Source organism: Streptomyces sp. ATLC9 (genome assembly GCF_057196705.1).
In genome coordinates this window covers 1-23,272 of the sequence record NZ_JBXUOY010000058.1, presented here as the reverse complement: position 1 = coordinate 23,272, position 23,272 = coordinate 1, and the positions used below count along the sequence as shown (strand labels likewise).

Here is a 23,272-nt window from a genome sequence, read left to right as displayed (position 1 = left end):
GTCTCACGCCGCGTTCCGGCCGGTGGCCGACGGGGCGCCCCCGCCGCCCGGCCGCCGGGGTCCCGGGCCTGCCGCGTCCGCCCCCCGGCCTCCGCGGCGGAGGGGAAAGCGCAGGTGGGAAGGGATCGGGCGCAGGGCGCGGACCCGTCGCCACCGCCCGCGGGCCGAGACGGCCTCCGGCACCCGCGGTGCCCGGCCCTCCGTGGGGACACCCCCGCGTCACCCTCCACAAGGGCGTGGGCACCACCCGTTAACACCGAACTGATAACGGCTCCGCAGGAGCCCTTTTCCTGGCATCTACGCGCGTTACGATGCGGCGGAAGCCAGCGCCAACGGAGGCGCTTCGAGCGAAGGGAAGTCCTCTTGCGCCGGGTAAGCAAGCTTGCTGCCGCGGTCGGCACCGCCGCGGCCCTCGCCCTCAGCGCCACCGCGTGTGGCAGCACGTCCACGGAGTCCGCCTCCTCCGACTCCTCCGACTCCGCGAAGAAGGGCAAGGGCATAGCCCTCGCCTACGACGTGGGCGGCCGTGGCGACCAGTCGTTCAACGACGCCGCCTACCGGGGATTCGAGAAGGCGAAGGAGGACTTCGGCATCGGCGGCGAGGATATCGAGCCCTCCGACGGCGAGTCGGACGCCGACAAGGTCCAGCGCCTCACCGACCTCGCCCGCCAGGGCTACAACCCCGTGATCGGTGTGGGATTCGCCTACGCCACCCCGATCGAGGAGGTCGCCGAGAAGTTCCCGGAGACCACCTTCGGCCTGATCGACGACAACACCGTCCAGGCGGAGAACGTCGCCAACCTCGTCTTCAACGAGGAGCAGGGCTCCTACCTGGCGGGCGTGGCCGCGGCCAAGGCCACCGAGTCCAAGGTCGTCGGCTTCGTCGGCGGCGTCGAGGTCCCGCTGATCAAGAAGTTCGAGGCGGGCTTCGTCCAGGGCGTGAAGGACACCGACAAGTCCATCGAGGTCAAGACCCAGTACCTGACCCAGCCGCCGAACATGGACGGCTTCTCCAAGCCGGACCTCGGCAAGGAGGCCGCGCGCGGCCAGCTCGACGCCAAGGCCGACGTGATCTACCACGCCGCCGGCCTCGCGGGCCAGGGCGTCATCGAGGCGGTCGCGGCCAAGGACAAGTGGGTCATCGGCGTCGACTCCGACCAGTACACGCAGAAGACGCTGGACAAGTACAAGGACAGCATCCTGACCTCCATGACCAAGGACGTCTCCGGCGCGGTCTACAACCTGGTCGAGTCCGTCCAGAACGGCGAGCCGATGAGCGGTGAGAACCGCTTCGACCTGGAGTCCGGCGGTGTCGGCCTGTCCGACTCCAACCCGGCCTTCACCGAGATGGCCGAGCTCCAGGAAGCCGTGGAGAAGGCCAGGGAGGGCGTCATCAGCGGCGAGATCGAGGTCAGCACCGGGTCCTGACCCCTCTCTCCCGCCCGCCCCGGCGGGCCCGGCGGTCGTGCGGCGCGGGGGGGGGGGCGGGCGCGCCCCCCCCCCCCCCCCCCCGCCCCCCGCGCCCCCCGCCGGCCCCCGGCCCGCGCGCCGCCCCCCCCCCCCCCCCGCCCGCGCGGCTTCCGGTACGGGCCCGGCCGGAGGAGGCCACCGCCGCGAGCGGTGCGACCCTCCTCCGGCCGGGCCCACCGTACGGAATGCGCTCTACGCGCGTAGTCACCCATCGAGACGGTAGCGTCGCCCTCACCCGCACGGCCCGGCGGCCCGCCCCGGTCCACCCCGTGGCCGTCCGTCCCGCCGCCGTGCTCCCTACGAGCCACTCCTTAGCCCGAGGAGAGTGCACCATCAACGCGTCCAGCAGTCCTCCCGCAGTCGAACTGACCGGGATCACCAAGCGCTTCCCCGGTGTCGTCGCCAACCACGACATCCACATGTCCGTCCGCAGGGGGACCGTGCACGCCGTCGTCGGCGAGAACGGCGCGGGCAAGTCGACCCTGATGAAGATCCTCTACGGCATGCAGAAGCCGGACGAGGGCACCGTCGCCGTCGACGGCCGGGAGGCCGCCTTCTCCGACCCCGGTGACGCCATCGCCCGCGGCATCGGCATGGTCCACCAGCACTTCATGCTGGCCGACAACCTCACCGTCGCCGAGAACACCGTCCTGGGCAGCGAGAAGCTGTACGGGATCGGGGCGAAGGCCCGCGCCCGGATCAAGGAGATCTCCGACGCCTACGGCCTGGGCATCCGCCCCGACGCCCTGGTGGAGGACCTCGGGGTCGCCGACCGGCAGCGCGTGGAGATCCTCAAGGTCCTCTACCGCGGCGCCCGCATCCTCATCCTCGACGAGCCGACCGCCGTGCTCGTGCCGCAGGAGGTGGACGCGCTCTTCGCCAACCTCCGCGAGCTGAAGGCCGAGGGACTGACCGTCATCTTCATCTCGCACAAGCTGGGCGAGGTGCTCTCGGTCGCCGACGACATCACCGTCATCCGGCGCGGCACCACCGTCGCCTCCGTCGCCCCCGGCGACGTCACCGTCAAGCAGCTCGCCGAGCTGATGGTCGGTGCCGAGCTGCCCTCCCCGGAGACCCGCGACTCCACCGTCACCGAGACCCCCATGCTGAGGGTGGACGGCCTCACCCTCACCGGCCACGACCCGGTCGACGGCGCCCGCACCATCCTGGACGAGGTCTCCTTCACCATCCACAAGGGCGAGGTGCTGGGCCTGGCCGGTGTGGAGGGCAACGGCCAGACCGAGCTGATCGAGGCGCTGATCGGCATCCGCCCGGCCGACGGCGGCACCATCGTCCTCGGCGAGCGGGACATCACCGGCTGGCCCACCAGACGCCGCCGCGAGGGCGGCGTCGGCTACATCCCCGAGGACCGCCACCGCCACGGGCTGCTGCTGGAGTCCCCGCTGTGGGAGAACCGCATACTCGGGCACGTCACCGAGTCCCCCAACAGCAGGGGGCCCTGGCTGGACATCAAGGCCGCCCGCGCCGACACCGAGCGGATCGTCGCCGAGTACGACGTGCGCACCCCCGGCATCGACGTCACCGCGGCCTCCCTGTCCGGCGGCAACCAGCAGAAGCTGATCGTGGGACGGGAGATGAGCCACACCCCCCGGCTCCTGATCGCGGCCCACCCCACGCGGGGCGTGGACGTCGGAGCCCAGGCGCAGATCTGGGACCAGATCCGCACCGCGCGCCGCGCCGGCCTGGCCGTTCTGCTGATCTCCGCCGACCTCGACGAGCTGATCGGCCTGTCCGACACCCTGCGCGTGATGTACCGCGGCCGACTGGTCGCCGACGCCGACCCCGCCACGATCACCCCTGAGGCCCTGGGCTCCGCCATGACCGGCGCGGCCGCCGGCCGTCTCGACGACGGGGCGGCGGCCGAACCCGCCGCCGCGGCCGCCGACGGGACCGCCGCCGCGGGCCGGGACGGGGGAGAGGACCGATGAAGAAGTTCGACAAGGACCGGATGGTCCTGGCCCTCGGCGGACCGGCGCTGGCCATCGTCGTCGCCGTGCTGCTGACCTCGGTGGTGCTGGTCGCCTCCGGCCTCAGCCCCGTCCGGCCGTACGTGCTGATGGCCGAGTACGCGACGCACGCCGACATCCAGGTGCTCATCGTCAACCAGGCCGCCACGTACTACCTGGCGGCGCTCGCGGTGGCCGTCGGCTTCCGCATGAACCTGTTCAACATCGGCGTCGACGGGCAGTACCGGCTCGCCGCGATGGCCGCCGCCCTCGTCGGAGCCTCGGTCACCCTGCCCGGCCCCCTGCACATCGCGCTGATCCTGGTCGTCGCGATGCTGGTGGGCGGCTTCTGGGCCGGTATCGCGGGCATCCTGAAGACCACCCGGGGAGTGAGCGAGGTCGTCTCGACGATCATGCTCAACTCCATCGCCACCAGCATCATCGCCTACCTCGTCCTGCCCGCCCAGTTCGGCGAGCAGCGCGGCAACAACCTCACCACCGGACAGATCCCGGAATCGGGCTGGTTCCCCGGCATCGACATGGGCGCGGCCGGCGAGATCTACGGCTTCACCGCCGTCGCCGCCCTGTGCGGCCTGCTGTACTGGCTGATCCTGAACCGCACCCGGTTCGGCTTCGACCTGCGCGCCACCGGCGCCAGCCCCAGCGCCGCCTCCGCCAGCGGCGTCGACGCCAGGCGCATGGTGCTCACCAGCATGCTGATCTCCGGCGCGGTCGCCGGTCTGGCCGGCATGCCCGTCCTGCTCGGCGACGCCCACACCTACAGCCTGGACTTCCCCGCGGGCGTGGGCTTCACCGGCATCACCATCGCCCTGCTCGGCCGCAACCACCCCCTCGGCATAGCCTTCGGAGCGCTGCTCATCGCCTTCCTGGACAAGGCGTCGCCGACGCTCGACTACAACGGCTACGAGAAGGAGATCGCCACGATCATGCAGGGCCTGATCGTGATGGCGGTCGTCATCAGCTACGAGTCCGTGCGCCGCTACGGCCTGCGCCGCCAGCAGCAGAAGGTCGGCGAGGAACTCGCCGCCGAGGCCGCCGCCGCGGGCGAGGGCGACGGCACCGGTCCGAAGAACCGCGAGGAGGTGTCGGCGTGAGCACCGTCCTCGACAAGCGGCCGGCCGCACAGCAGCCGAAGAAGCCCGCCCGCCGCCGGCTGACCCTGGCCGAGTGGATGCTCGTGATCGCGGGCCTGCTGGTGCTGGTCTCCGCCGTGCGGATGATCACCGGGGCCCACGGCATCACCTCCGTCGGGCAGACCTCCGCCGCCCTGCGGCTGGCCGTCCCCATCGGGCTGGCCGGACTGGGCGGCCTGTGGGCCGAGCGGGCCGGTGTGATCAACATCGGTCTGGAGGGCATGCTGATCCTGGGCACCTGGTTCGGAGCCTGGGCCGGCGTCCAGTGGGGCCCGTGGACGGGCGTGGTCATGGGCATCGTCGGCGGCGCGCTGGGCGGCCTGCTGCACGCGATCGCCACCGTCACCTTCGGCGTCAACCACATCGTCTCCGGTGTGGCCATCAACATCCTCGCCGTCGGCGCCACCCGCTACCTGTCCAGCTTCACCTTCGCCGAGATGGAGAGTGGCACCAGCAAGCAGTCCCCGCCCATCGAGTCGATAGGACAGATCACCGTCCCCGGGCTGTCCGACGCGATGGCGACGCTCAACGCCAAGCACTGGTTCGTCGTCTCGGACGCCGCCGGCCTCGTCGGCGGCCTGGTCACCAACCTCTCCCTGCTGACGATCGTGGCCGTCGCCATGATCCCGCTCAGCCGGTGGGTGCTGTGGAACACCGGCTTCGGGCTGCGGCTGCGCTCCTGCGGCGAGAACCCGACCGCGGCCGAGAGCCTGGGCGTCAACGTCTACAGGTACAAGTACATCGCCGTGATGATCTCCGGCGGCTTCGCCGGCATGGGCGGCGCGTTCCTCGCCGAGGTCGCCTCCAACATCTACCTGGAGGGCCAGACCGGCGGACGCGGCTACATCGGCCTCGCCGCGATGATCTTCGGCAACTGGATGCCGGGCGGACTCGCCCTGGGCGCCGGCCTGTTCGGCTACACCGACAGCCTCAACCTGCGCGGCGGCGGCCAGAACGTCCACGCCCTGCTCCTGCTGCTGGCGATCCTGCTGGTCCTGGCCACCGCCTGGGCGGTCTACCGGAAGAAGTACCTGTCCGGCGCGGTCGCGGCGGTCTGCGGTCTGGTGCTGTTCGTCTGGTACTCCTCGGTGGACGAGGTGCCCAGCCAGTTCGTCAGCGCCGCCCCGTACGTCGCCACGCTGCTGGTGCTGGCCATGTCCGCGCAGCGGCTGCGGATGCCGAAGGCCAACGGGCACGCCTACCGGAAGGGCGAGGGCAAGTAGGTGAGCGAGTCCCCCGCGACGGGCGCCGGCCGGGCCGACTGGCCGGCGCTGCGGGAGCGGGCCCGGGAGCTGATGTCCCGGGCCTACGCCCCGTACTCCAGGTACCCGGTCGGCGCCGCCGCGCTGGTGGACGACGGCCGGATCGTCGGCGGCTGCAACGTGGAGAACGCCTCCTACGGCGTCGCGCTGTGCGCCGAGTGCGGCCTGGTCTCCGAGCTGGCCGCCACCGGCGGCGGCCGGCTGGTGGCCTTCACCTGCTGCGACGGCCGCGGCGAGATCCTCATGCCGTGCGGCCGCTGCCGCCAGCTGCTGTGGGAGCACGGCGGCCCGAACCTGGCGGTCGACACCGCCTCCGGCGTCCGGCCGCTGTCCGACCTCCTCCCCGACGCCTTCGGCCCCGACCACCTCGCCGGCGCGGACGGCCCCACCGGCTCCACCGGCCCCTGACCCGCGCCCGGCGCACCCGACCCCCAAGGAGCGACACCGACCGATGGACGCCATCTCCGTCATCCGCACCAAGCGCGACCGGGGCCGCCTCGGCGACGCCCAGATCGACTGGGTCATCGACGCCTACACCCGCGGCGAGGTCGCCGACGAGCAGATGTCGGCCCTGGCCATGGCGATCCTGCTCAACGGCATGGAGCGCGAGGAGATCGCCCGCTGGACCGCCGCGATGATCGACAGCGGTGAACGGATGGACTTCTCCGCCCTGTCCCGGCCCACCGCGGACAAGCACTCCACCGGCGGCGTCGGCGACAAGATCACCCTGCCGCTGGCCCCGCTGGTCGCCGCCTGCGGCGCCGCCGTCCCCCAGCTCTCCGGCCGCGGCCTGGGCCACACCGGCGGAACGCTGGACAAGCTGGAGTCGATCCCCGGCTGGCGGGCGCTGCTGAGCAACGACGAGATGATGGGCGTCCTGCGCTCGGTCGGCGCGGTGATCTGCGCGGCCGGCGACGGACTGGCCCCTGCCGACAAGAAGCTCTACGCGCTGCGCGACGTCACCGGCACCGTCGAGGCGATCCCGCTGATCGCCTCCTCGATCATGTCCAAGAAGATCGCCGAGGGCACGGGCTCGCTCGTCCTGGACGTCAAGGTCGGCTCCGGCGCGTTCATGAAGAACCTCGACGACGCCCGGGAGCTGGCCTCCACCATGGTCGGGCTCGGCACCGACCACGGGGTGCGCACCGTCGCCCTGCTCACCGACATGTCCACCCCGCTCGGCCTGACCGCCGGCAACGCCCTGGAGGTCCGCGAGTCGGTGGATGTCCTGGCCGGCGGCGGCCCGGCCGACGTCGTCGAGCTGACGCTGGCACTGGCCCGCGAGATGCTCACCGCCGCCGGACTGCCGGACGCCGACCCCGCCAGAGCGCTCGCCGACGGCTCGGCCATGGACCACTGGCGTCGCATGATCGTCGCCCAGGGCGGCGACCCGGACGCCCCCCTGCCCACCGCCCGCGAGCGGCACACCGTGACCGCCTCCGCCTCCGGCGTCCTGACCAGGCTGGACGCCTACGCCGTCGGCGTCGCCGCCTGGCGCCTGGGCGCGGGCCGCGCCCGCAAGGAGGACCCGGTGCAGGCCGGGGCCGGGGTGGAGCTGCACGCCAAGCCCGGCGACCGCGTGAGTGCCGGCGCCCCGCTGCTGACCCTCCACACCGACACCCCCGAGCGCTTCGACTACGCCCTCGAAGCGCTCACCGGCGAGGCGATCGGGATCGCCGACACGGCCTCGGCCGGGCCCACCCCCCTGATCCTCGACCGCATCGCCTGACCCCCGCCCCGGCGGCCGCGGGCCGCGGGCGGGGCCTACACGGAAGGCGCCCGTACCCCCGGGACGTGGGGTACGGGCGCCTCGCCGTCCGTCCGGCCGGGGCTCAGGCGCCCAGCTCGTAGAGGACGAACTCCTCCCAGGAACCGCCGATCTCGGCGGAACGGGCGCGCAGGACGTACTGGAGCGAGCCGGTGTAGCCGTTCTCCATGGCGACGAACAGGCCGTTCAGCGTGGACTGGAGCGCCCACAGACCCAGCTCCTCGTTGTGGTACACGGCGAACCGCTCCCAGCCGCCCACACCGGTGGAGCGGGCGCGCAGCAGGTTCTGGGAGCTGCCGGTGAAGTTCTTCTCCACCGCCACGTACAGGTCGTTGGCCAGCGACCTCAGGGCGTAGGTCTCGGTGGTCTCGTCCCACTCGAAGGCGAAGCTCTCCCAGGAACCGCCGTACTCGGCGGAACGGGCCCGCAGCACACCGGTGTTGGGAGCCGGGTAGTTCTTCTCGGCCGTGACGAACCGCTCGTTGCGGACCGACCGCACCGCCAGGAGGGAGATCTCGTCCGCTTCCGAGCCCTGCTCGGTGAGGCTCCGGGCGGCGGGGCCCTGGGGGGCGGAGGAGCGCTTGCCGTCCGCCCCGCCGTTCAGAGCGGCCACCTCATCACCCCGGACCACCTCCCAGCCGGCCGGCACGGCGGTCCGCACGGCGGCCGGACGGCCGGTCTGCGGGGCGGCTCCGGCCGCCGGGGCGGTCAGCGCGGAGGCACCCACCAGAGCGCTCAGGGCCAGAAGAACGGAGGTCACGCGTCGCACGGGTCGTCCTCACCTTCGGTGAATCAGTGGTCATTCCGGGGTGGCGGAGAAGTGAATTCGACGCCTGCGTATTCCGGAACGCACGGTTCCACGTGCGTTGATTTCCCCCTGCTTTCGCCGCACCCCGGAACCGCGATCGGAACGCCTTCCCCTCGGACGCTCCCGCGGCTGCCCCGCGTCGATCCACGAGGCAGCGCCACACTATCGGCGGACACCGTCTTTCGGAGGGACCATTCCATTCGATTTTCGAATCGGTAAGGAATTCCCTCGGTGAGACCGGTTCCGCAACCCCGGGTTAACGCGGAGGAAGGAATCCGTTCGCCGGGCGCCCTGAATCGCGGGGATCTGCTTCGGAAGGTCTCCCCGGCCCGGTTCGCGGCGGACGGCCCACGGTTCGCACAGCAGTACCACGAGCGCCCCGGTGGCGAGCGCTCCGCCGACCGGGACCGCACCCCTCACCCCGGCCCCGGTGGGCAGCGGCAGGCCGCCGGTGAGGGAGCCACCTGGAGGACCCTGCTCCGCAGGGCGGTGGTCATAGCGGACATGGAGAGCCCGGAGAACAGCCCGGCGACCACCTTGCCCCGTACCTCGGGCGGGAACAGTCCGGCGGCGGTGGCCGCGACGATCGACCAGAGCACCGCGTGGGTCGGCGCGACCGTGATCCGCGCGGCGAGCAGCACCCGGTAGTCCGGGGTCGCGGCGGAGACCAGGTTCGCGGCGACGAGGACGCTCAGCAGCACGATGAGCAGCGCACGCCGGGGCACCCTGCGGACCAGGTGTGTCGGGGGCACCGGGGCGACCGCCACGCCCAGGCCGTAGCCGGTCACCAGCAGGCCCGAGGAGGCTCGGCGGCGGACTGCGGTACCGTCACCGAACTTCCTTTCCTGATGCCCGTCGGGCGGCGCCGTCGAACACAATCACCGGCGTTTGGTGCAAACGTTTTCCCGTTGAATCCCGGATATCTGCCACCGCGCTCGGACCCGGCCAGAAGAAAGAATCCGTCCGAAAGGTTTTCGGTCCTTGAACCATGCCGTCCGGAATGTTCACGCCCGGAATTTTCAGCTGAGCCCTGGACCACGTCAGTGCTCGGTGAAACGGTCGAGCATGCCCGCCTTTGCGTCGCGTATGAAGGCGGCCAAGTTCTCGGGTGTGGTGGTGAGAACGGTGCCGGGGTGATCGCTTTCGCGCAGCTTGATGCTGCCGTCGTCGCTCGCGGCCACGTAGACGCAGTTGGCGGCCGTTCCGCTGTAGGAGGACTTCTGCCACCGGTCGGTCGACATCTTCTCTTCTCCTTCAGAGCGTTCGTGCGATGCCGTGGACCAGATCGCGAGATGGCACCGGTTCGAGGGCGTTGGCCTCCAACTTGTCGAGCACGGCTCGGTATCTGGCCAACTGCGGTTGAGCGTCCACGAACTCCGAGTGCGTGTCCGTGTCGACCTGAACGGTATCCAACTGGGGAACCCCGGCAGCGAAGTAGACGATGCCCGCGCCGGAACTGGGGTAGCTCCCGGTGCCGAAAGGGACCACTTTCAGGTTGACGTGATCCTGCTCGCTCATGGTGAGCAGGTGCCGCAGTTGCTCCTGGGCGACCTTCGGGCCGCCGAAGCCCATGCGCAGTGCGGCCTCGTGAATGATCGCGGTCAGGGGAGTCGGTCTCTCGCCGTAGAGCACCGCCTGCCGCTTGATCCGGTGCGAGATCAGATGTTCCACCTCAGGTGGCGACAGTACGGGCACCACGTCCTGGAAAAGCGCGCGGGCGTGCTCGGCCGTCTGAAGCAGGCCGGGAAGATGGACCGCTGACGCGATGCGCACGGAGCGTGCGAAGTGTTCCAGCTCGGCCAGTTCCAGTGCTCCGGCGGGGAGGATCTCCCGGTACTCCTCCCACCAGCCGCGTGTCCGTCCGCCGGTCATCGAGGCGAGGGCGTCGATGAGGGCCTGGTCCGTGCACGAGTACAAGCGGGCCAGGGCTCGTACGCGTTCGGCGCTCACCGTATCCCCGCAGAACGGCGGCCCCGGGCCGCACGGAAATCCCGGAGCCGCGGGCTCGGGGCGCTTCGAGGAGGAGTTGCGGGCGATGGTCGTGGACCCCGCGCCGCGGCAGTTCGCCGTGGTCCAGGTGTGGGATGCGGGCGACGGGGAGCTGGACGGGTGTGTCGCCGCGTGGGGCACGGTGCACGAGGACGGGCGTACGCAGGTGAGCGGCGCCGACGGTGCCCCGCGGCTCGTGCTCGGCTCGCCGGAGCGGGCCGTGTGGTGGTTCGGGCGGGAGGCGGGCGTCACGGCCCGGCTCGTCTGGCTCGCCGCACCCGAGCGGACCGCCACTGCCTGACCTGCGAGGTTCCCCGTTCGGGTGAACGGGGGCGGTGGACCCGCGCGGGGTGCGTTGGGCATGCTGGGATCGGTGACGCACCGATAGAGGAGACCGCCATGAGCGCACTCACCGTCGATCCGGGGCCGGGGCGTGCCCACGGCTGGGACGACCTGGTCCGGCTCTGGGAGGAGACGGACGGGCCCGAGGGCTCCAAGGTGGAGATCATTGATGGGGTCGTTACTGTGTCACCACCGCCTGCCAAGGATCACAACGACATCGCTGACGAGATCCAGCGGGCGTTGTACACGGTGATCCCCCGAGACTGGGGCATCTACCAGACTCAGGGCGTTTCCGTTCCTTCTCGCAGCGGGATCTACATCCCCGACCTCCTGGTCGTGCCGAAAACCGCGATGAGGGATGCGGATCGGTTTGTCTCGGCGGACGATGCGGAACTCGTCGTGGAGATCACCTCGTCATCCAACGCCCGGCACGACCGGGTCAGCAAGCCTGCCGGTTACGCCCAGGCCGGGGTGCCGCTGTATCTGCTGGTCGACCGCTGGGCGCCCGGCGGCCCGACCGTGACGCTCTACGGGGAGCCGAAGGAGGACGTCTACCGGGTGCTGCACGCGGGGAAGTTCGGGGACACCATCCACCTTCCCGATCCCTTCGGCCTCACCATCGACACGGGCGTCTTTCCCGCCGGCTGAGTCGGCCGGAAAGACACCCGCGGGACGGTGCTCAGCAGCCGCGCGCGACCGCCAGTCGGCGCTGGACCACCGCGCGGCGCGTGGCGTAGAGGGTGACGCCCGCCGCCAGGACCAGGGCGGTCAGGGAGAAGGCGACCGTCGCGCTCCAGCCCGCCGCGTGGTAGGCGATCGCGCCCAGCGTGCCGCCCAGGGAGCTGCCGACGTAGTACGCCATCTGGTACAGCGCCGAGGCCTGCGCCCGGCCCGTCCTCGCCGTGCGGCCCACCGAGCCGGAGGCGACCGCGTGGCCCGCGAAGAAGCCCGCCGTGACCAGGACCAGGCCCAGCAGTACGGCAGCGAGGGTGTCGCCGAGGGTCAGCAGCAGGCCGGTGGTGGTGGCGCCGATGGCCAGGTAGAGCGCGCCGCGGCGGCCGAGCCGTCCGGTCAGGCGGCCGGCGGCGGCCGAGGAGACGGTGCCGACGAGGTAGATCGCGAAGACCGAGCCGGCCAGGCCCTGGGAGAGGCCGAAGGGCTCGGAGGTCAGCCGATAGCCGACCACGGTGTAGACCGCGCCGAAGACGGTCATGAACAGCAGGCCGAGCGAGTACAGCCGTACCAGCAGCCCGTCGGACAGGTGGCCGCGCACGGTGTTCAGCATCTCGGCGGGGCGCAGCGAGGCCGGGGTGAAGTTGTGCGCCCGGGGGATCAGCAGCCGGTAGGCGAGGGCGCACAGCAGGGAGAGCGCGCCGACCGCCGCGAGCCCCGCGCGCCAGCCCCAGCCCTCGGCGACCCAGCCGGTGAGGACGCGGCCGGTCATCCCGCCGACGCTGTTGCCCGCCACGAACAGGCCGATCGCCCCGACCAGCGCGGCCGGCCGTACCTCCTCCGCCAGGTACGCCGTCGCCGAGGCCGGGATGCCCGCGATCGCCACGCCCTGCAGGGCGCGCAGCGCGATCAGGACCTCCATGCTGGGGGCGAAGGGCAGCACGAGCGCGACGGCGACCGCGACCGCCAGGGAGCCCGTCATCAGGGCGCGCCGCCCGAAGCGCTCGGAGAGGGCGGACAGCGGCAGCACGGCCACCGCGAGCGCGATGGTGGCGGCCGAGACGGTCCAGCTCGCCTGCCCGGGCGTCACGCCGAAGTCGGCGGTGAGGGCGGGTAGCAGGGGCTGGGTGGAGAACAGCAGGGCGAAGGTCGCCAGGCCCACGGCGAAGAGGGCGAGGCTGATGCGCCGGGGGGAGGACGGGAAACGCTCGGGAGAGGCACCTGTGCGGGCAGGTGCCCCGGTATCGACGGAAGGCATGCCTCGAACGTACGATCACCAACCTGATGCGTCCAATGCACAAGGCGGCAGGTCTTCATGCACAGGCGCATAAGCTGAGCTGGGAGGGTGTCGTGTCACCGGTCGGCAACAGAAAAGACATCTCGGTTACATCCGGCACATCCGGTGACGCCCCTCACATCGACCCCGGTTCCTGGGCCGCCGTGCTCACCCCGCGGCTGGCGCAGTTCGTCGCCGTGGCCCGGCACGAGCACGTCACGCGGGCGGCCGGCGAGCTGGGGGTGCCGCAGTCCACGCTCAGCCGGGCGATGGCGCGGCTGGAGGACGACCTGGGGGTGGCGCTCTTCGCGCGGCGGGGGCGGACGGTCGCGCTGACGCCGGCCGGGCGTACGTTCCTGGCCTCGGTGGAGCGGGCGCTGGGCTCGGTGGAGCAGGCGGCGGAGGTGGTACGGGCGGACGCCGACCCGGCCTCGGGCAAGGTGGCCTTCGGCTTCCTGCACACGCTGGGGTCGGAGACCGTGCCCGCGCTGATCCGCTCCTTCCGCGCCGACCATCCCCGGGTGCGCTTCTCGCTGGTGCAGACGTACGGCGAGGCGATGATCGAGCGGCTGCGCGCCGGGGACCTGGACCTGTGCCTGACCTCCCCGGTGCCGGACGCCCCGGATCTGGTGGCGCGGCGGCTGGACGAGCAGCGGCTGCGGCTGGTGGTGCCCGAGGAGCATCCGCTGGCGCGGCGCAGGCGGGTGCGGCTGGCGGAGGCGGCGCAGGAGCCGTTCATCACCCTGGAGCCGGGCTACGGGATGCGGCGGATCTTCGACGCGCTGTGCGCCGAGGCGGGCTTCAAGCCGAGGATCGCGTTCGAGGGGGAGGAGGCCGAGACGCTGCGCGGGCTGGTCGCCGCCGGGCTGGGGGTGGCTCTGCTGCCGCCTCCGGCCGTACCCCGGCCGGGGGTGCGGGAGCTGGCGGTCACCCAGCCGCGGGCGGTGCGGGAGATCGGGGTGGCCTGGGTGGACGGCCGCCCTGACACCCCGCCGGTGGCGGCGTTCCGGGCGTTCCTGCTGAGCCGCCGGGGACGGCTGCTGGCGTAGGCGGCACGGGGGCGGCAGGAGGACGGCGGGCGCGCTCAGCTTGTTCTTTATCTACCAAGATCTTCCAGGCTTGCCGATGGCTTTGAGGGTCTCGGGGCGTTTGACGGTTTTGCCGACGTCGTAGCGGGTTGCCCGGTGTTTGTTCTTGGTGCCGGGTGGTCGTCCAGGGTCGGCTCCTCGGGGTTGGGGAACACGGGCCGGGCAGGCGAGGTGAGTGTGGATGTTCCTGAACCCCCGGCGGACCCGGGCCAGGGTGAGCCGGCCGGAGGCGGTCGGCTTTTCCCAGGGCCGGCGGAGGTCCGCGGCGAGGGGCCGAGCGAGTCGGAGCTGGGTGTGAGCGACGATCAGGAGCCAGGTCCAGCGGTCCGCCGCCTCAGGAGTGCGGAGTTTCGGAGTGGTCCAGCCGAGGGTCTGCTTCGCGAAGCGGAAAGTGTGCTCCAGGTCGAAGCGGCGGATGAATGCCTGCCAGAAGCGGTCCACGTCGTCCGGGGTCGTGCCGGTCTTCGAGGACCACAACCACACCGGCGGAGCATCCCGGTCCTTCGGCAGATGTGCGACCTTGAGTCGGATCAACGTGACCTCGGTCGCGGGGAGTTCGCCGTCGTGGTCGAGCCGTGAGGAGCGGTGGGTGAGCCGTGGGTGGACCCGGTCCCATGCCTGGGTCTCGGCCTTGCCGTAGTTGGTGGTGTCGGTGACCGTGGTGATCGTGGGCTCGGGCCAGGTTTCCGGTTTGGTGAAGCGGAACTCCGGTCCGTGCTTGGGCGGCCGGCCGGCCGTTCGTTCCCGGTTGCCGGGGCGGCTTCGGCAGGCGCATGACACGGTCGGAGCGGACCCTGTCGACCAGCTCGACGGGCAGGTCACGCAGGACCCAGGCCAGGCGGGTGACGTCGTAGCCTGCGTCCATGACGATCACGATGGCCGGGTCCCCGACCTGCCACTGGCACGCTGCGATGAGCCGTTCGACCACTCCTCGCAGCTGGGCGGCGGTGACCGCGGTGGCGTCGTCCGCAGGTCCCAGCCGGACCGCGTCCAGGACGGCGGTCCAGGACGTGGCCCCCGGCTCCAGCACGGCCACGAAGGAATACGGCCAGCCCGGAATGAACTGCGAGGCGGTCTTCGCCCGTCCGTAGACATGGCAGAACAGCCGGTCTGCCGAGCACGGCGCGTCCGATCGCAGCCAGGGCGACACGTCGACCGCCAGGACCAGGCGCCCGCCGTCGAAACGCGGCAGCGACAGCCCGGCCAGCACGGTCCGCGGCCGTCCGACGTCGATGCTGCCGTGGTTCAGGCCGCCGTACATCGCACCGTGCCCACGACGATGCTCGGGCAGCAGCGTCAGGTCCACCGGGGACCTCACCGCCCCGTCCGCACACAACACCGCGTCCACCAGTTCGAACAACTCATCCCGCTGGGCGGTCAGACACTCGTAGAACTCGTCCCGGAAGCGTGACGCTTCCGCGAACGCTTCCCTCCGAACAGCATCAGGCAGCAGACTCACCCTCACGGCCTTCGTTCTGGTCACGCGCACCCTGGTCGGAGCACATGATCAGACGAAAGCCGCCCCCACGTCCGGCGAACCCCCAGGTGAGCGACTCAGTTCGAGACACCGTTCGAGGCCGGAAAAAGAACAGGCTGAACGTTGCGGCCCGGAATGCTCGAGCTGTGTAGCTGCGCGGACCGGTCGCGCTACACCAGCCCGCCCAAGCCGCCAGATCCACCTCTCAGCGAACCAGCAACACCACAGGTCAGCGGCCTCGCCGTACACCAACAACCCCCCTCCCAACACCAGATGCCGGTTTGCCCGGAATGTCAAAATGGAACGCGTGTACGATATTGCCATGGGCTCAGTTCGAGCCGCCTTTCGTTGCCTGAGAATCAGCACATAACATCTGAAGGGGCTTCCCGCCGTGCCGAGCTTCAAGAATGTCAACGCGGTCCTGCCAGTGACCGATCACGCCGCTGCAGTCGCCTGGTACAAGCAGTGGATCGGACGCGGTCCCGACATCGAGCCTATGGAGGGCGTCGCGGAGTGGCAGCTCGTCGACAACGGGTGGATCCAGGTCGCTTATGACCCGGAGACGGCCGGCAGGACGAGCATCGTCATCGGGGTCGAGGACATCGACTCCCACATCGCTAGCCTCGCGAGCGCGGGCGTGACCTGCGGTGAGATCCAGGATCTCGACTTCATCAAGATGGCGGAGCTGCCGGACCCCGAAGGCAACAAAATCAACTTCGTGTGGGAGAACCCGAGCTACGCGCCTCCGGCGGAGTAAACCAGCACTCGCATGGGCCCCGCCGACGCTGCGGCGGCCCATGCGAGTGCCGCCTGTGCCGGTTTACCACCTCGCGGCCAGCCGTGCCGCGACGCCCGCCCCTGTGCCCGCCGAATCCCAGGTGAGCGACTCAGTACGAGACACCGTTCGAGGCCGGAAGAGAAAGAACAAGCTCAGTGGCGCAGGGAGAGGCCGAAGCCGGCCGCCAGCGGCATCCGCAGGCCCAGCGGCGGCGGGGCCGCCAGCGCGTCGGCCACCGGGCGGGCGAAGTCCCGGTCGCACAGGGTGCTCAGGGCGAAGTCCTCGGCCAGGGCGAGGACTTCCGAGCGGTGCTGGCGCAGTGCGTGGCCGTCGGTGTGGACCTCGAAGCGGCAGACGTCCGGGTTGATCTTCTTGGCCCGCACGGCCAGCCGGTAGGACAGGTCCGGGCCGGTGTGCTCGTCGTCCGTGCCGTGCACGATCAGCACCCGCCGGCCGGCGAGCTGCCGCACCGGTTCCTCGCGGCCGTCCTCGCGTTCCCTCGGCAGCCAGGGGGCCAGGGCCAGGACGGAGACCACCGCCGGGTGGCCCGCGGCCCGCAGCGCCGCCCGGGCGCCGATGTCCCGGCCCACCAGGCACACCGGGACGTCGCCGTAGCGGCGTGCGATCTCCTCCAGCGCCCACTCGGCGTCCCGCACGGGGTGGGCGTCCGCGCCGTTCCAGCCGCGGTGGCGGTAGTGGAGGACGTGCGCGGCCACCTCGTGCCCCGCTCCCGCCCGCACCAGCCGCCGCGCCAGCGGCAGCATCGCGGCCGCGGCCCGGCGGGAGCGGCCGCGCGTGCCCGCGGCCGTCCCTCCCGGGAGCAGCAAGGCCACGCCCTGTACCGCGTGGTCGTCTCCGAACGCCCGCCCCAGCCGCGCATCCCGCCGCGGCAACGCCTGCCGAGTCACGGCAAAAACGATGGCAGAAGCCGGGGTGTACGGGCGGTGCCGGGCGGTCACCATTGGGTATCGAAAGACCCGGGAGTGCGCGCGGGCGGTGTGCGGACGGGTGCGAGAACCGCCCAAGGGTGATATCTACGCGCGTAGGCGCTAGAGTGCGGCAATGACGAGCGAGACTGTCACCACCACCCCCACCCCGGACCAGATCCGCCGCGCCCCCAAGGTGCTGCTCCACGACCACCTCGACGGCGGCCTGCGTCCGGCCACCGTCGCCGAACTCGCCCGCGAGTGCGGATACGGCGGCCTGCCCGAGACCGACCCCGGGGCGCTGGGCACCTGGTTCCGCGAGGCCGCCGACTCCGGTTCGCTGGAGCGCTACCTGGAGACCTTCGCCCACACCTGCGCGGTGATGCAGACGCGCGAGGCGCTGGTGAGGGTCGCGGCCGAGTGCGCCGAGGACCTGGCCGCCGACGGCGTGGTCTACGCCGAGGTGCGCTACGCCCCCGAGCAGCACCTGGAGGCGGGGCTGAAGCTGGAGGAGGTCGTCGAGGCCGTCAACGAGGGCCTCCGCGAGGGCGAGCGCCGGGCCCGCGAGGCCGGGCACCGCATCCGCGTCGGCGTCCTGCTCACCGCCATGCGGCACGCCGCCCGCTCGCTGGAGATCGCCGAACTGGCCAACCGGTACCGGGACGCGGGCGTCGTCGGCTTCGACATCGCGGGCGCCGAGGCGGGTCACCCGCCCACCCGCCACCTGGACGCCTTCGAGTACCTCAAGCGCGAGAACAACCACTTCACCATCCACGCCGGCGAGGCGTTCGGGCTGCCGTCCATCTGGCAGGCGCTCCAGTGGTGCGGCGCCGACCGGCTCGGCCACGGGGTGCGCATCATCGACGACATCCACGTCGCCGACGACGGGACGGTGAAGCTGGGACGGCTGGCGGCGTACGTGCGCGACAAGCGGGTCCCGCTGGAGCTGTGCCCCACCTCCAACATCCAGACCGGGGCGGCCTCCTCGTACGCCGGGCACCCCATCGGGCTGCTGAGGCGGCTGCGTTTCCGCGTCACCGTCAACACCGACAACCGGCTGATGAGCGGGACCGGCATGAGCCGCGAGTTCGGGCACCTGGTGGAGACGTTCGGCTACACGCTGGACGACATGCAGTGGTTCACCGTCAACGCGATGAAGTCCGCGTTCATCCCTTTCGATGAACGTCTGGCCATGATCAATGACGTGATCAAGCCCGGATACGCCGAGCTGAAGGCCGAGTGGCTGTTCCGGGAGGCCGCCACCAAGGGCCTGTGACCAGGCGCTTCCCCTGGCCGGAGGCAACCGGGGGAGGCGGCGGGAGGCGGTCGGGCGTGGCGGCGGAAGCGCGCGCCCGGCCGTTTTCGGGTGTTTGCGGCCGGCGCGGCGCCCTGGCTACGTTCGCGAGGCCGCTCAAGCCATCCACACGAGGACGTACCAGCTGATGAAGCAGCGAACGATGAAGACGATCGGTGTCGCCGTGCTCGGCGCCGCCTTCGCCGCCACCGGCGCCGGGACCGCCTCCGCGGCGGACACCCTGGGGCTCGGCAAGACCGCCGGAGGCGCGCTGAAGAGCCTGCCCGTGCAGGAGGTCGCCCGTACGCTGCCCGCCTCCGACGCGGCCCGGCAGGCCCGTACGCTGCCCGCCCCCGACGAGGGCAGGGCGGGGCAGCAGGCCGCCGCCGGGAAGCAGGACCCGGTGCGGGAGTTGCTCGGCGGCCTGCCGCTCGGCATGCCCGAGAAGCCGACGATGCTCAACCTGCCGACCGGCGAGCTCACCGGTGCCCTGCGGACCGGCGAGCTGCTGGGCTGACGCAGCCTTCCCCTCCTCCCCTTCCGGCGCCTCCCCCCTCCCTCCACTCCACCCACGGGAGGCGCCACGGGCCGCGCTCCGGGCCTTCCCCCGGAGCGCGGCCCGTTCCCCTGTGTACGGGGTGTGCGCCGGTGGGCGCGTCACCAACTCGCGCGCTGTGCCCTGCGCTCGTCCGGCAGCAGGATCCACAGGGCGATGTAGAGCAGGAACTGCGGTCCCGGCAGCAGGCAGGAGACCAGGAAGATCGCGCGCATCGTGTTCGGTGCGACGCCGAAGCGGCGGGCCAGACCGGCGCACACACCGGCGATCATCCGGTCGTCACCGGGTCGGACGATTGCGGCCATGGCGGGACTCCTTCGCTCTTGACGGAACGCCGTCGTTCGGCGGGGACAGATCCACCGTAGGCGAGCGACAGGGGTGAAAGCCTCCCTCTAGGGGGCGATTCCGACCCTGGGAGTTCTCGGGGGCACGCCCTGATCCCCCCTCCCGGGGGACCCGGACCGCCGGGCGCCGGAGCCGTCCCGCCGCGCCGCCGCGCGCAGCCGGGCACGCAGCGCCGGGTAGCACAGCAGATGGACCAGGGCCACTCCCGTGGTGTTGAGCAGCAGCGCGTCCACGTCCGCCACCTGGCCCGGGACCGAGGGCTGCACCAGCTCGATGCCGAGCGAGATCATCGCCGCGGTGGAGACCGTACGCGCCCACGAACCCAGCCGTGACGTGACCCGGCCCGACACCATCGGCAGCAGCACCCCCAGCGGGGCCAGCAGGGCCAGCCCGCCGCCGATGCCCTCCAGCACCGCCCGGGGGCCGTCCGCGAGATCGGCGTGGATCGAGGCGAAGGGCCGCAGGTTCGCGGGGGAGACCCAGGGAACGGACAGGGGGCGCAACGTCAGCCAGCCGACGAACAGCAGGTGGCAGCCGAGGAGTACGAGCCCCGCTGCGCGGATGCGGTGGGCGGCGAAGCCGCCGGGGTGATGACGCTGCACGACGACACAGACGCGCACGGCGCGCACGGCGGTTCCGCCCTTCCGGACACGCCGGTGCGCGGCACGCGCACCGGGCGCGGAGGCGCGGTGCGCGGGTGCCCCGCGCCTACCGGAGCGGAGTGCCCGCGGTCTTCGCCGCCTCCGGGCTGTCGCGCAGCGCTTCGGTGCAGGAGTAGCGCAGCGGGGGCTTCCCGCCGTCCCGCGCCGGGCCGCCGAGAACCACCGAGCCGTCCTGGCCGACGGCGGCCGTGCCCACGAGCGTGCAGACGATCTGGGCCAGCGCGAAGGACGGCAGCCCGCCCGGGTCCCGGCTCAGCCGCAGCGTCCCACCGGGGTCGCCGTCCCCGGGCCCGGCGATCTCCAGATCCCCGGGGACGGAGCTGCTGAAGCCCGCCTCCCGTTCGGCTCGGGAGGGATTCCCGCGCAGCTCGTCCAGCAGTCCGCGGGCCGTCTCCAGCCGGGTGTCCCGGCCGGGCTCCGGGCCGCCCGGCGACACGCCGCGCCCCACCGGCGAGACGCCGCCGCCGCAGACGAGGAAGACCTCCGCCCGGACGTTCCCGTCGGCGGGGGGCAGCTCCTCCCCGGCGGGCGCCGTGCACGAGGCGCGCTCCGGCGCCGGGCCGGCGTCCACCGGCACGGGCGTGGAACGTATGCCGCACCCGCCGAGCGCGAGCGCGGCCAGGGCCGCGGCGGTCGCGCGCAGGCCGGGGGCCGTACGGCGTGTGGTGCTCATCGTCCGTCCTCCCGGTGCGTCCCGCCGGCCTCCGCGCCCGGGGCGGTGTCCGCTTCCGGACCGGTGTCCGGGTCCCGGTCCGTGTTCCGGTCCTGGTCGGAGTCCCGGCCCTGGTCCGGCGCGAGACGGCTGGCGTCGCGCGGCAGCCGCAGGGTGAAGACCGCGCCGCCCTCGGGCGCGTTCCCGGCGGTGATGGAACCGCCGTGGATGTGGGCGTTCTCCACGGCGATCGACAGTCCGAGCCCACTGCCCTCGGAGCGGGGCCGGGAGGCGCTGGCCTTGTAGAAGCGGTCGAAGACGTGCGGCAGCACCTCCTCGGGGATGCCGGGTCCGCGGTCGGCGACCCGTACGACCAGCTCGTCCTCGCCCGGCCCCTCGCCCGGCCCAGCGTCCTCCGCCGGGGCTTCCCGGGTGCGCACCGACACCCGCACCGGGGAGCCGCCGTGCTTGAGCGCGTTGCCGATCAGGTTGGCCAGGATCACGTCCAGACGGCGCGGGTCGAGCCGCGCGGTGATGCCGCGGTCGGCGTCCAGCTCGACCGCGTCCAGCCAGGCCCGGGCGTCGATGCAGGCGGTCACCTGGTCCGCGACGTCGACGTCGTCGAGCACCAGGCGGGCCGTACCCGCGTCGAAGCGGGTGACCTCCATCAGGTTCTCCACCAGGTCGTTCAGCCGCCGGGTCTCGCTGACGACCAGGGTGACCGCGGGGGCGATCATCGGGTCGAGCGAGTCGATCTCGTCCTCCAGGACCTCGGTGACGGCGGTGATCGCGGTCAGCGGGGTGCGCAGCTCGTGCGACATGTCCGCCACGAAGCGGCGGCTGGACTCCTCGCGGGCACTCAGTTCGGCCACCCGCTGCTCCAGTGCCTCGGCGGTGCGGTTGAACGTCCTCGACAGCTCGGCCAGCTCGTCCTTCCCCGACACCCTCAGCCGGGTCTCCAGCCGCCCCTCGCCCAGCCTCCGCGCCGCCTCGCCCAGCCGCTGCACGGGCCGCAGCACCGTGGTGGCGGCGGCCTGCGCCAGCAGGGCGGAGCCGACCAGGGCCAGTGCGGTGGCGATCCCCAGCGACCAGGCCAGGGAGTTGAGGTCGTCACGCTCGGGGACGAGCGACTTGAACATGTAGCCCGTCGGCCCGCCGCCGATCACGGTCGCACCGCCCACCAGATACGGCTCGCCGCCCACCGTGACCCGCTGCCAGTACAGGTGGTAGGGGGCCTTGTTGACGGCGCCGAGCGGACGCTTCTCGGCGACCGCCGAGCGCAGCGCACGGGGCACGTCCGCCAGGGTGAACTCCGGGTCGGAGGCCGCCTCGCAGCGCGAACCGTCGGCCTGCTCCCCGGTCAGCACCACCTCGTACCGCTGGGTGGTGTTGGCCATGGAGCGGGCCGTGTCCCGCAGTGCGGCGCAGGCCGGCCGGCGGGGCATGGCGCCGGCGCTGTCACCCAGCGACTCGCGGAAGTCGTTGAGCGCGGCGTTCTGCGCCCGGGTCAGGACGGCGTCGCGGTTGATCCAGTAGGCGATGCCGGAGACGGCCACCGCGGCGGTCAGCGCGACCAGCGCGAAGACCACCACCAGCCGCAGCCGCAGGCTCGTCAGCCGCAGCGACCCGGCGATCCCGCCCGGGGAGCCGCTCACGGCGCCTCCCGGCGGTTCCGGTCGTGCCGGGGCGCCGACAGGGGCCCGGACAGGGGCGCGGGTATCGCGACCGGGCGCCCGCCCGCCTCGTGCGCCCCGCTCATGCCGGGGGGTCCAGCCGGTAGCCGACGCCGCGCACGGTGCGGATCAGCGTCGGCGAGGAGGGGACGTCCTCGACCTTGGCGCGCAGCCGCTGGACGCACGCGTCGACCAGCCGGGAGTCGCCGAGATAGTCGTGCTCCCACACCAGCCGCAGCAACTGCTGCCGCGACAGCGCCTGCCCGGGGCGGCGGCTCAGCTCCAGCAGCAGCCGCAACTCGGTCGGGGTGAGCTGGAGGTCCCTGCCGTTCTTCGTCACCGTCATCGCCGAGCGGTCGATGACCAGCGCGCCGAAGGTCGCCGAGTCGTTCGCCTCCCGCTCACCGCGCCGCATCACCGCGCGGATGCGGGCGTCCAGCACCCGTCCCTGCACCGGCTTGACCACGTAGTCGTCCGCACCGGACTCCAGGCCGACCACGACGTCGATGTCGTCGCTGCGCGCGGTCAGCAGGATGATCGGCAGCTGGTCCGTGCGCCGGATGCGGCGGCACACCTCGAAACCGTCGATGCCGGGCAGCATGACGTCCAGCACGATCAGATCGGGCCTCTGTTCGCGCAGCAGTTTGAGGCCGTCCTCGCCCGAGGCAGCGGTCACCACGCGGTGGCCCTGCCGGGTCAGCCCCATCTCCAGGGCGGTACGGACGGCCTCGTCGTCCTCGATCAGCAACAGGAAAGGCACGCGCGCCATTCTGGCTCATCCGGTGCCCGTACTTCGACCGGCCGGTGAACGGAGCGCGAACACGGGCGGGTCACGGCCCGCCCGGCCTCTGTGACACCCCTGTGACAGACGGGGGACCCGGCGATGAAACTGCCCCGGCAGTGTATTCGGTGTATTCGGCGTACACGGCACGGACCCGAGCACGCGGGCCGGTTCCACAAAGGGGGGCGCGAGATGAACACACTGCACCGCAACGTCACCAGCGCGGTTGTCCACACGCGTCTGCACGCTCCCGTGGTTCCCGCGCAGGCCGAGGGGAAGTCCAAGGCCGCGGGCGCCGCGGGGTGCGACCGGGGCGCCGGCCGCCGGCGGCC

General features: G+C 72.1%; 25 protein-coding genes. 12 read left to right on the top strand and 13 right to left on the bottom strand.

Going from position 1 to position 23,272, the window contains the following annotated elements:
- Positions 1 to 363: 363 nt before the first annotated feature.
- From AC2CJA_RS09330 to AC2CJA_RS09305, 6 genes are all read left to right on the top strand, one after another.
- On the top strand, positions 364 to 1,428 hold the full coding sequence (locus AC2CJA_RS09330; protein WP_484602188.1) for a BMP family lipoprotein: 1,065 nt from the start codon (positions 364 to 366) through the stop codon (positions 1,426 to 1,428).
- A gap of 461 nt (positions 1,429 to 1,889) precedes the next feature.
- Positions 1,890 to 3,419, top strand: coding sequence for an ABC transporter ATP-binding protein (locus tag AC2CJA_RS09325; protein WP_484602193.1), 1,530 nt, complete (start codon positions 1,890 to 1,892; stop codon positions 3,417 to 3,419).
- Positions 3,416 to 4,552, top strand: coding sequence for an ABC transporter permease (locus tag AC2CJA_RS09320; RefSeq protein ID WP_484602187.1), 1,137 nt, complete (start codon positions 3,416 to 3,418; stop codon positions 4,550 to 4,552). Before AC2CJA_RS09325 ends, AC2CJA_RS09320 begins: the two co-directional genes overlap by 4 nt.
- Positions 4,549 to 5,814: an ABC transporter permease gene (locus AC2CJA_RS09315; RefSeq protein WP_484602186.1), complete on the top strand. Its 1,266-nt coding sequence runs from the start codon at positions 4,549 to 4,551 to the stop codon at positions 5,812 to 5,814. Before AC2CJA_RS09320 ends, AC2CJA_RS09315 begins: the two co-directional genes overlap by 4 nt.
- 72 nt (positions 5,815 to 5,886) lie before the next feature.
- A complete protein-coding gene (locus AC2CJA_RS09310; RefSeq protein WP_484602192.1) occupies positions 5,887 to 6,261 on the top strand; it encodes a cytidine deaminase in 375 nt (124 codons plus the stop codon).
- 43 nt (positions 6,262 to 6,304) lie between these two features.
- Entirely contained in the window at positions 6,305 to 7,582 is a 1,278-nt protein-coding gene (locus tag AC2CJA_RS09305; RefSeq protein WP_484602185.1) for a thymidine phosphorylase, read from the top strand.
- A gap of 103 nt (positions 7,583 to 7,685) precedes the next feature.
- Here AC2CJA_RS09305 and AC2CJA_RS09300 read toward each other — a convergent pair whose 3' ends face one another.
- The 5 genes from AC2CJA_RS09300 to AC2CJA_RS09280 form a co-directional block, all read right to left on the bottom strand.
- Positions 7,686 to 8,381, bottom strand: a complete 696-nt coding sequence (locus tag AC2CJA_RS09300; protein ID WP_484602191.1) for a fascin domain-containing protein — start codon at positions 8,379 to 8,381, stop codon at positions 7,686 to 7,688.
- A gap of 464 nt (positions 8,382 to 8,845) precedes the next feature.
- Positions 8,846 to 9,307: an MFS transporter gene (locus tag AC2CJA_RS09295; protein WP_484602184.1), complete on the bottom strand. Its 462-nt coding sequence runs from the start codon at positions 9,305 to 9,307 to the stop codon at positions 8,846 to 8,848.
- Positions 9,258 to 9,437, bottom strand: coding sequence for a hypothetical protein (locus AC2CJA_RS09290; RefSeq protein WP_484602194.1), 180 nt, complete (start codon positions 9,435 to 9,437; stop codon positions 9,258 to 9,260). Before AC2CJA_RS09290 ends, AC2CJA_RS09295 begins: the two co-directional genes overlap by 50 nt.
- A 32-nt stretch (positions 9,438 to 9,469) precedes the next feature.
- Positions 9,470 to 9,670, bottom strand: a complete 201-nt coding sequence (locus AC2CJA_RS09285) for a DUF397 domain-containing protein (RefSeq protein WP_484602183.1) — start codon at positions 9,668 to 9,670, stop codon at positions 9,470 to 9,472.
- Between the two features lie 13 nt (positions 9,671 to 9,683).
- The gene (locus AC2CJA_RS09280; RefSeq protein ID WP_484602182.1) at positions 9,684 to 10,346 is read right to left on the bottom strand and encodes a DUF5753 domain-containing protein; all 663 of its coding nucleotides are present in this window, start codon (positions 10,344 to 10,346) and stop codon (positions 9,684 to 9,686) included.
- Here AC2CJA_RS09280 and AC2CJA_RS09275 point away from each other — a divergent pair.
- Entirely contained in the window at positions 10,333 to 10,719 is a 387-nt protein-coding gene (locus tag AC2CJA_RS09275; protein ID WP_484602181.1) for a hypothetical protein, read from the top strand. The two genes, AC2CJA_RS09280 and AC2CJA_RS09275, sit on opposite strands and share 14 nt — an antisense overlap.
- Before the next feature lie 98 nt (positions 10,720 to 10,817).
- On the top strand, positions 10,818 to 11,408 hold the full coding sequence (locus tag AC2CJA_RS09270) for a Uma2 family endonuclease (protein WP_394634944.1): 591 nt from the start codon (positions 10,818 to 10,820) through the stop codon (positions 11,406 to 11,408).
- Between the two features lie 31 nt (positions 11,409 to 11,439).
- On the opposite strand, the gene AC2CJA_RS09265 is transcribed toward AC2CJA_RS09270, so the two are convergent.
- Positions 11,440 to 12,690, bottom strand: a complete 1,251-nt coding sequence (locus AC2CJA_RS09265; protein ID WP_484602180.1) for an MFS transporter — start codon at positions 12,688 to 12,690, stop codon at positions 11,440 to 11,442.
- A gap of 92 nt (positions 12,691 to 12,782) precedes the next feature.
- Here AC2CJA_RS09265 and AC2CJA_RS09260 point away from each other — a divergent pair, with 92 nt between their 5' ends.
- On the top strand, positions 12,783 to 13,757 hold the full coding sequence (locus tag AC2CJA_RS09260; RefSeq protein WP_484602179.1) for a LysR family transcriptional regulator: 975 nt from the start codon (positions 12,783 to 12,785) through the stop codon (positions 13,755 to 13,757).
- 373 nt (positions 13,758 to 14,130) lie between these two features.
- Here the strand turns inward: AC2CJA_RS09260 and AC2CJA_RS09255 are convergent, their stop codons facing one another.
- On the bottom strand, positions 14,131 to 15,135 hold the full coding sequence (locus tag AC2CJA_RS09255) for a transposase (RefSeq protein WP_484602190.1): 1,005 nt from the start codon (positions 15,133 to 15,135) through the stop codon (positions 14,131 to 14,133).
- A gap of 529 nt (positions 15,136 to 15,664) precedes the next feature.
- Between AC2CJA_RS09255 and AC2CJA_RS09250 the strand changes: the two genes are divergently transcribed.
- On the top strand, positions 15,665 to 16,030 hold the full coding sequence (locus AC2CJA_RS09250; RefSeq protein ID WP_484602178.1) for a VOC family protein: 366 nt from the start codon (positions 15,665 to 15,667) through the stop codon (positions 16,028 to 16,030).
- Positions 16,031 to 16,203: 173 nt separating this feature from the next.
- Here the strand turns inward: AC2CJA_RS09250 and AC2CJA_RS09245 are convergent, their stop codons facing one another.
- The gene (locus AC2CJA_RS09245; protein ID WP_484602177.1) at positions 16,204 to 16,959 is read right to left on the bottom strand and encodes an alpha/beta hydrolase; all 756 of its coding nucleotides are present in this window, start codon (positions 16,957 to 16,959) and stop codon (positions 16,204 to 16,206) included.
- A gap of 154 nt (positions 16,960 to 17,113) precedes the next feature.
- Here AC2CJA_RS09245 and AC2CJA_RS09240 point away from each other — a divergent pair, with 154 nt between their 5' ends.
- Positions 17,114 to 18,253, top strand: a complete 1,140-nt coding sequence (locus AC2CJA_RS09240; RefSeq protein ID WP_484602176.1) for an adenosine deaminase — start codon at positions 17,114 to 17,116, stop codon at positions 18,251 to 18,253.
- Between the two features lie 166 nt (positions 18,254 to 18,419).
- The gene (locus AC2CJA_RS09235) at positions 18,420 to 18,788 is read left to right on the top strand and encodes an ATP-binding protein (protein ID WP_484602175.1); all 369 of its coding nucleotides are present in this window, start codon (positions 18,420 to 18,422) and stop codon (positions 18,786 to 18,788) included.
- 140 nt (positions 18,789 to 18,928) lie between these two features.
- Here the strand turns inward: AC2CJA_RS09235 and AC2CJA_RS09230 are convergent, their stop codons facing one another.
- The 5 genes from AC2CJA_RS09230 to afsQ1 form a co-directional block, all read right to left on the bottom strand.
- Positions 18,929 to 19,132, bottom strand: coding sequence for a PspC domain-containing protein (locus AC2CJA_RS09230; RefSeq protein ID WP_484602174.1), 204 nt, complete (start codon positions 19,130 to 19,132; stop codon positions 18,929 to 18,931).
- Between the two features lie 87 nt (positions 19,133 to 19,219).
- Positions 19,220 to 19,774 carry a VanZ family protein gene (locus AC2CJA_RS09225; RefSeq protein WP_484602189.1) on the bottom strand — a complete coding sequence of 185 codons (555 nt, stop codon included), beginning with the start codon at positions 19,772 to 19,774 and terminating at the stop codon, positions 19,220 to 19,222.
- A gap of 106 nt (positions 19,775 to 19,880) precedes the next feature.
- The gene (locus AC2CJA_RS09220; protein WP_484602173.1) at positions 19,881 to 20,507 is read right to left on the bottom strand and encodes a hypothetical protein; all 627 of its coding nucleotides are present in this window, start codon (positions 20,505 to 20,507) and stop codon (positions 19,881 to 19,883) included.
- Positions 20,504 to 22,141, bottom strand: a complete 1,638-nt coding sequence (locus tag AC2CJA_RS09215) for a sensor histidine kinase (RefSeq protein WP_484602172.1) — start codon at positions 22,139 to 22,141, stop codon at positions 20,504 to 20,506. The genes AC2CJA_RS09220 and AC2CJA_RS09215 overlap by 4 nt, the downstream gene beginning before the upstream one ends.
- A 100-nt stretch (positions 22,142 to 22,241) precedes the next feature.
- Positions 22,242 to 22,919, bottom strand: coding sequence for a two-component system response regulator AfsQ1 (gene afsQ1 / locus AC2CJA_RS09210; protein ID WP_173915081.1), 678 nt, complete (start codon positions 22,917 to 22,919; stop codon positions 22,242 to 22,244).
- Positions 22,920 to 23,272 lie beyond the last annotated feature (353 nt).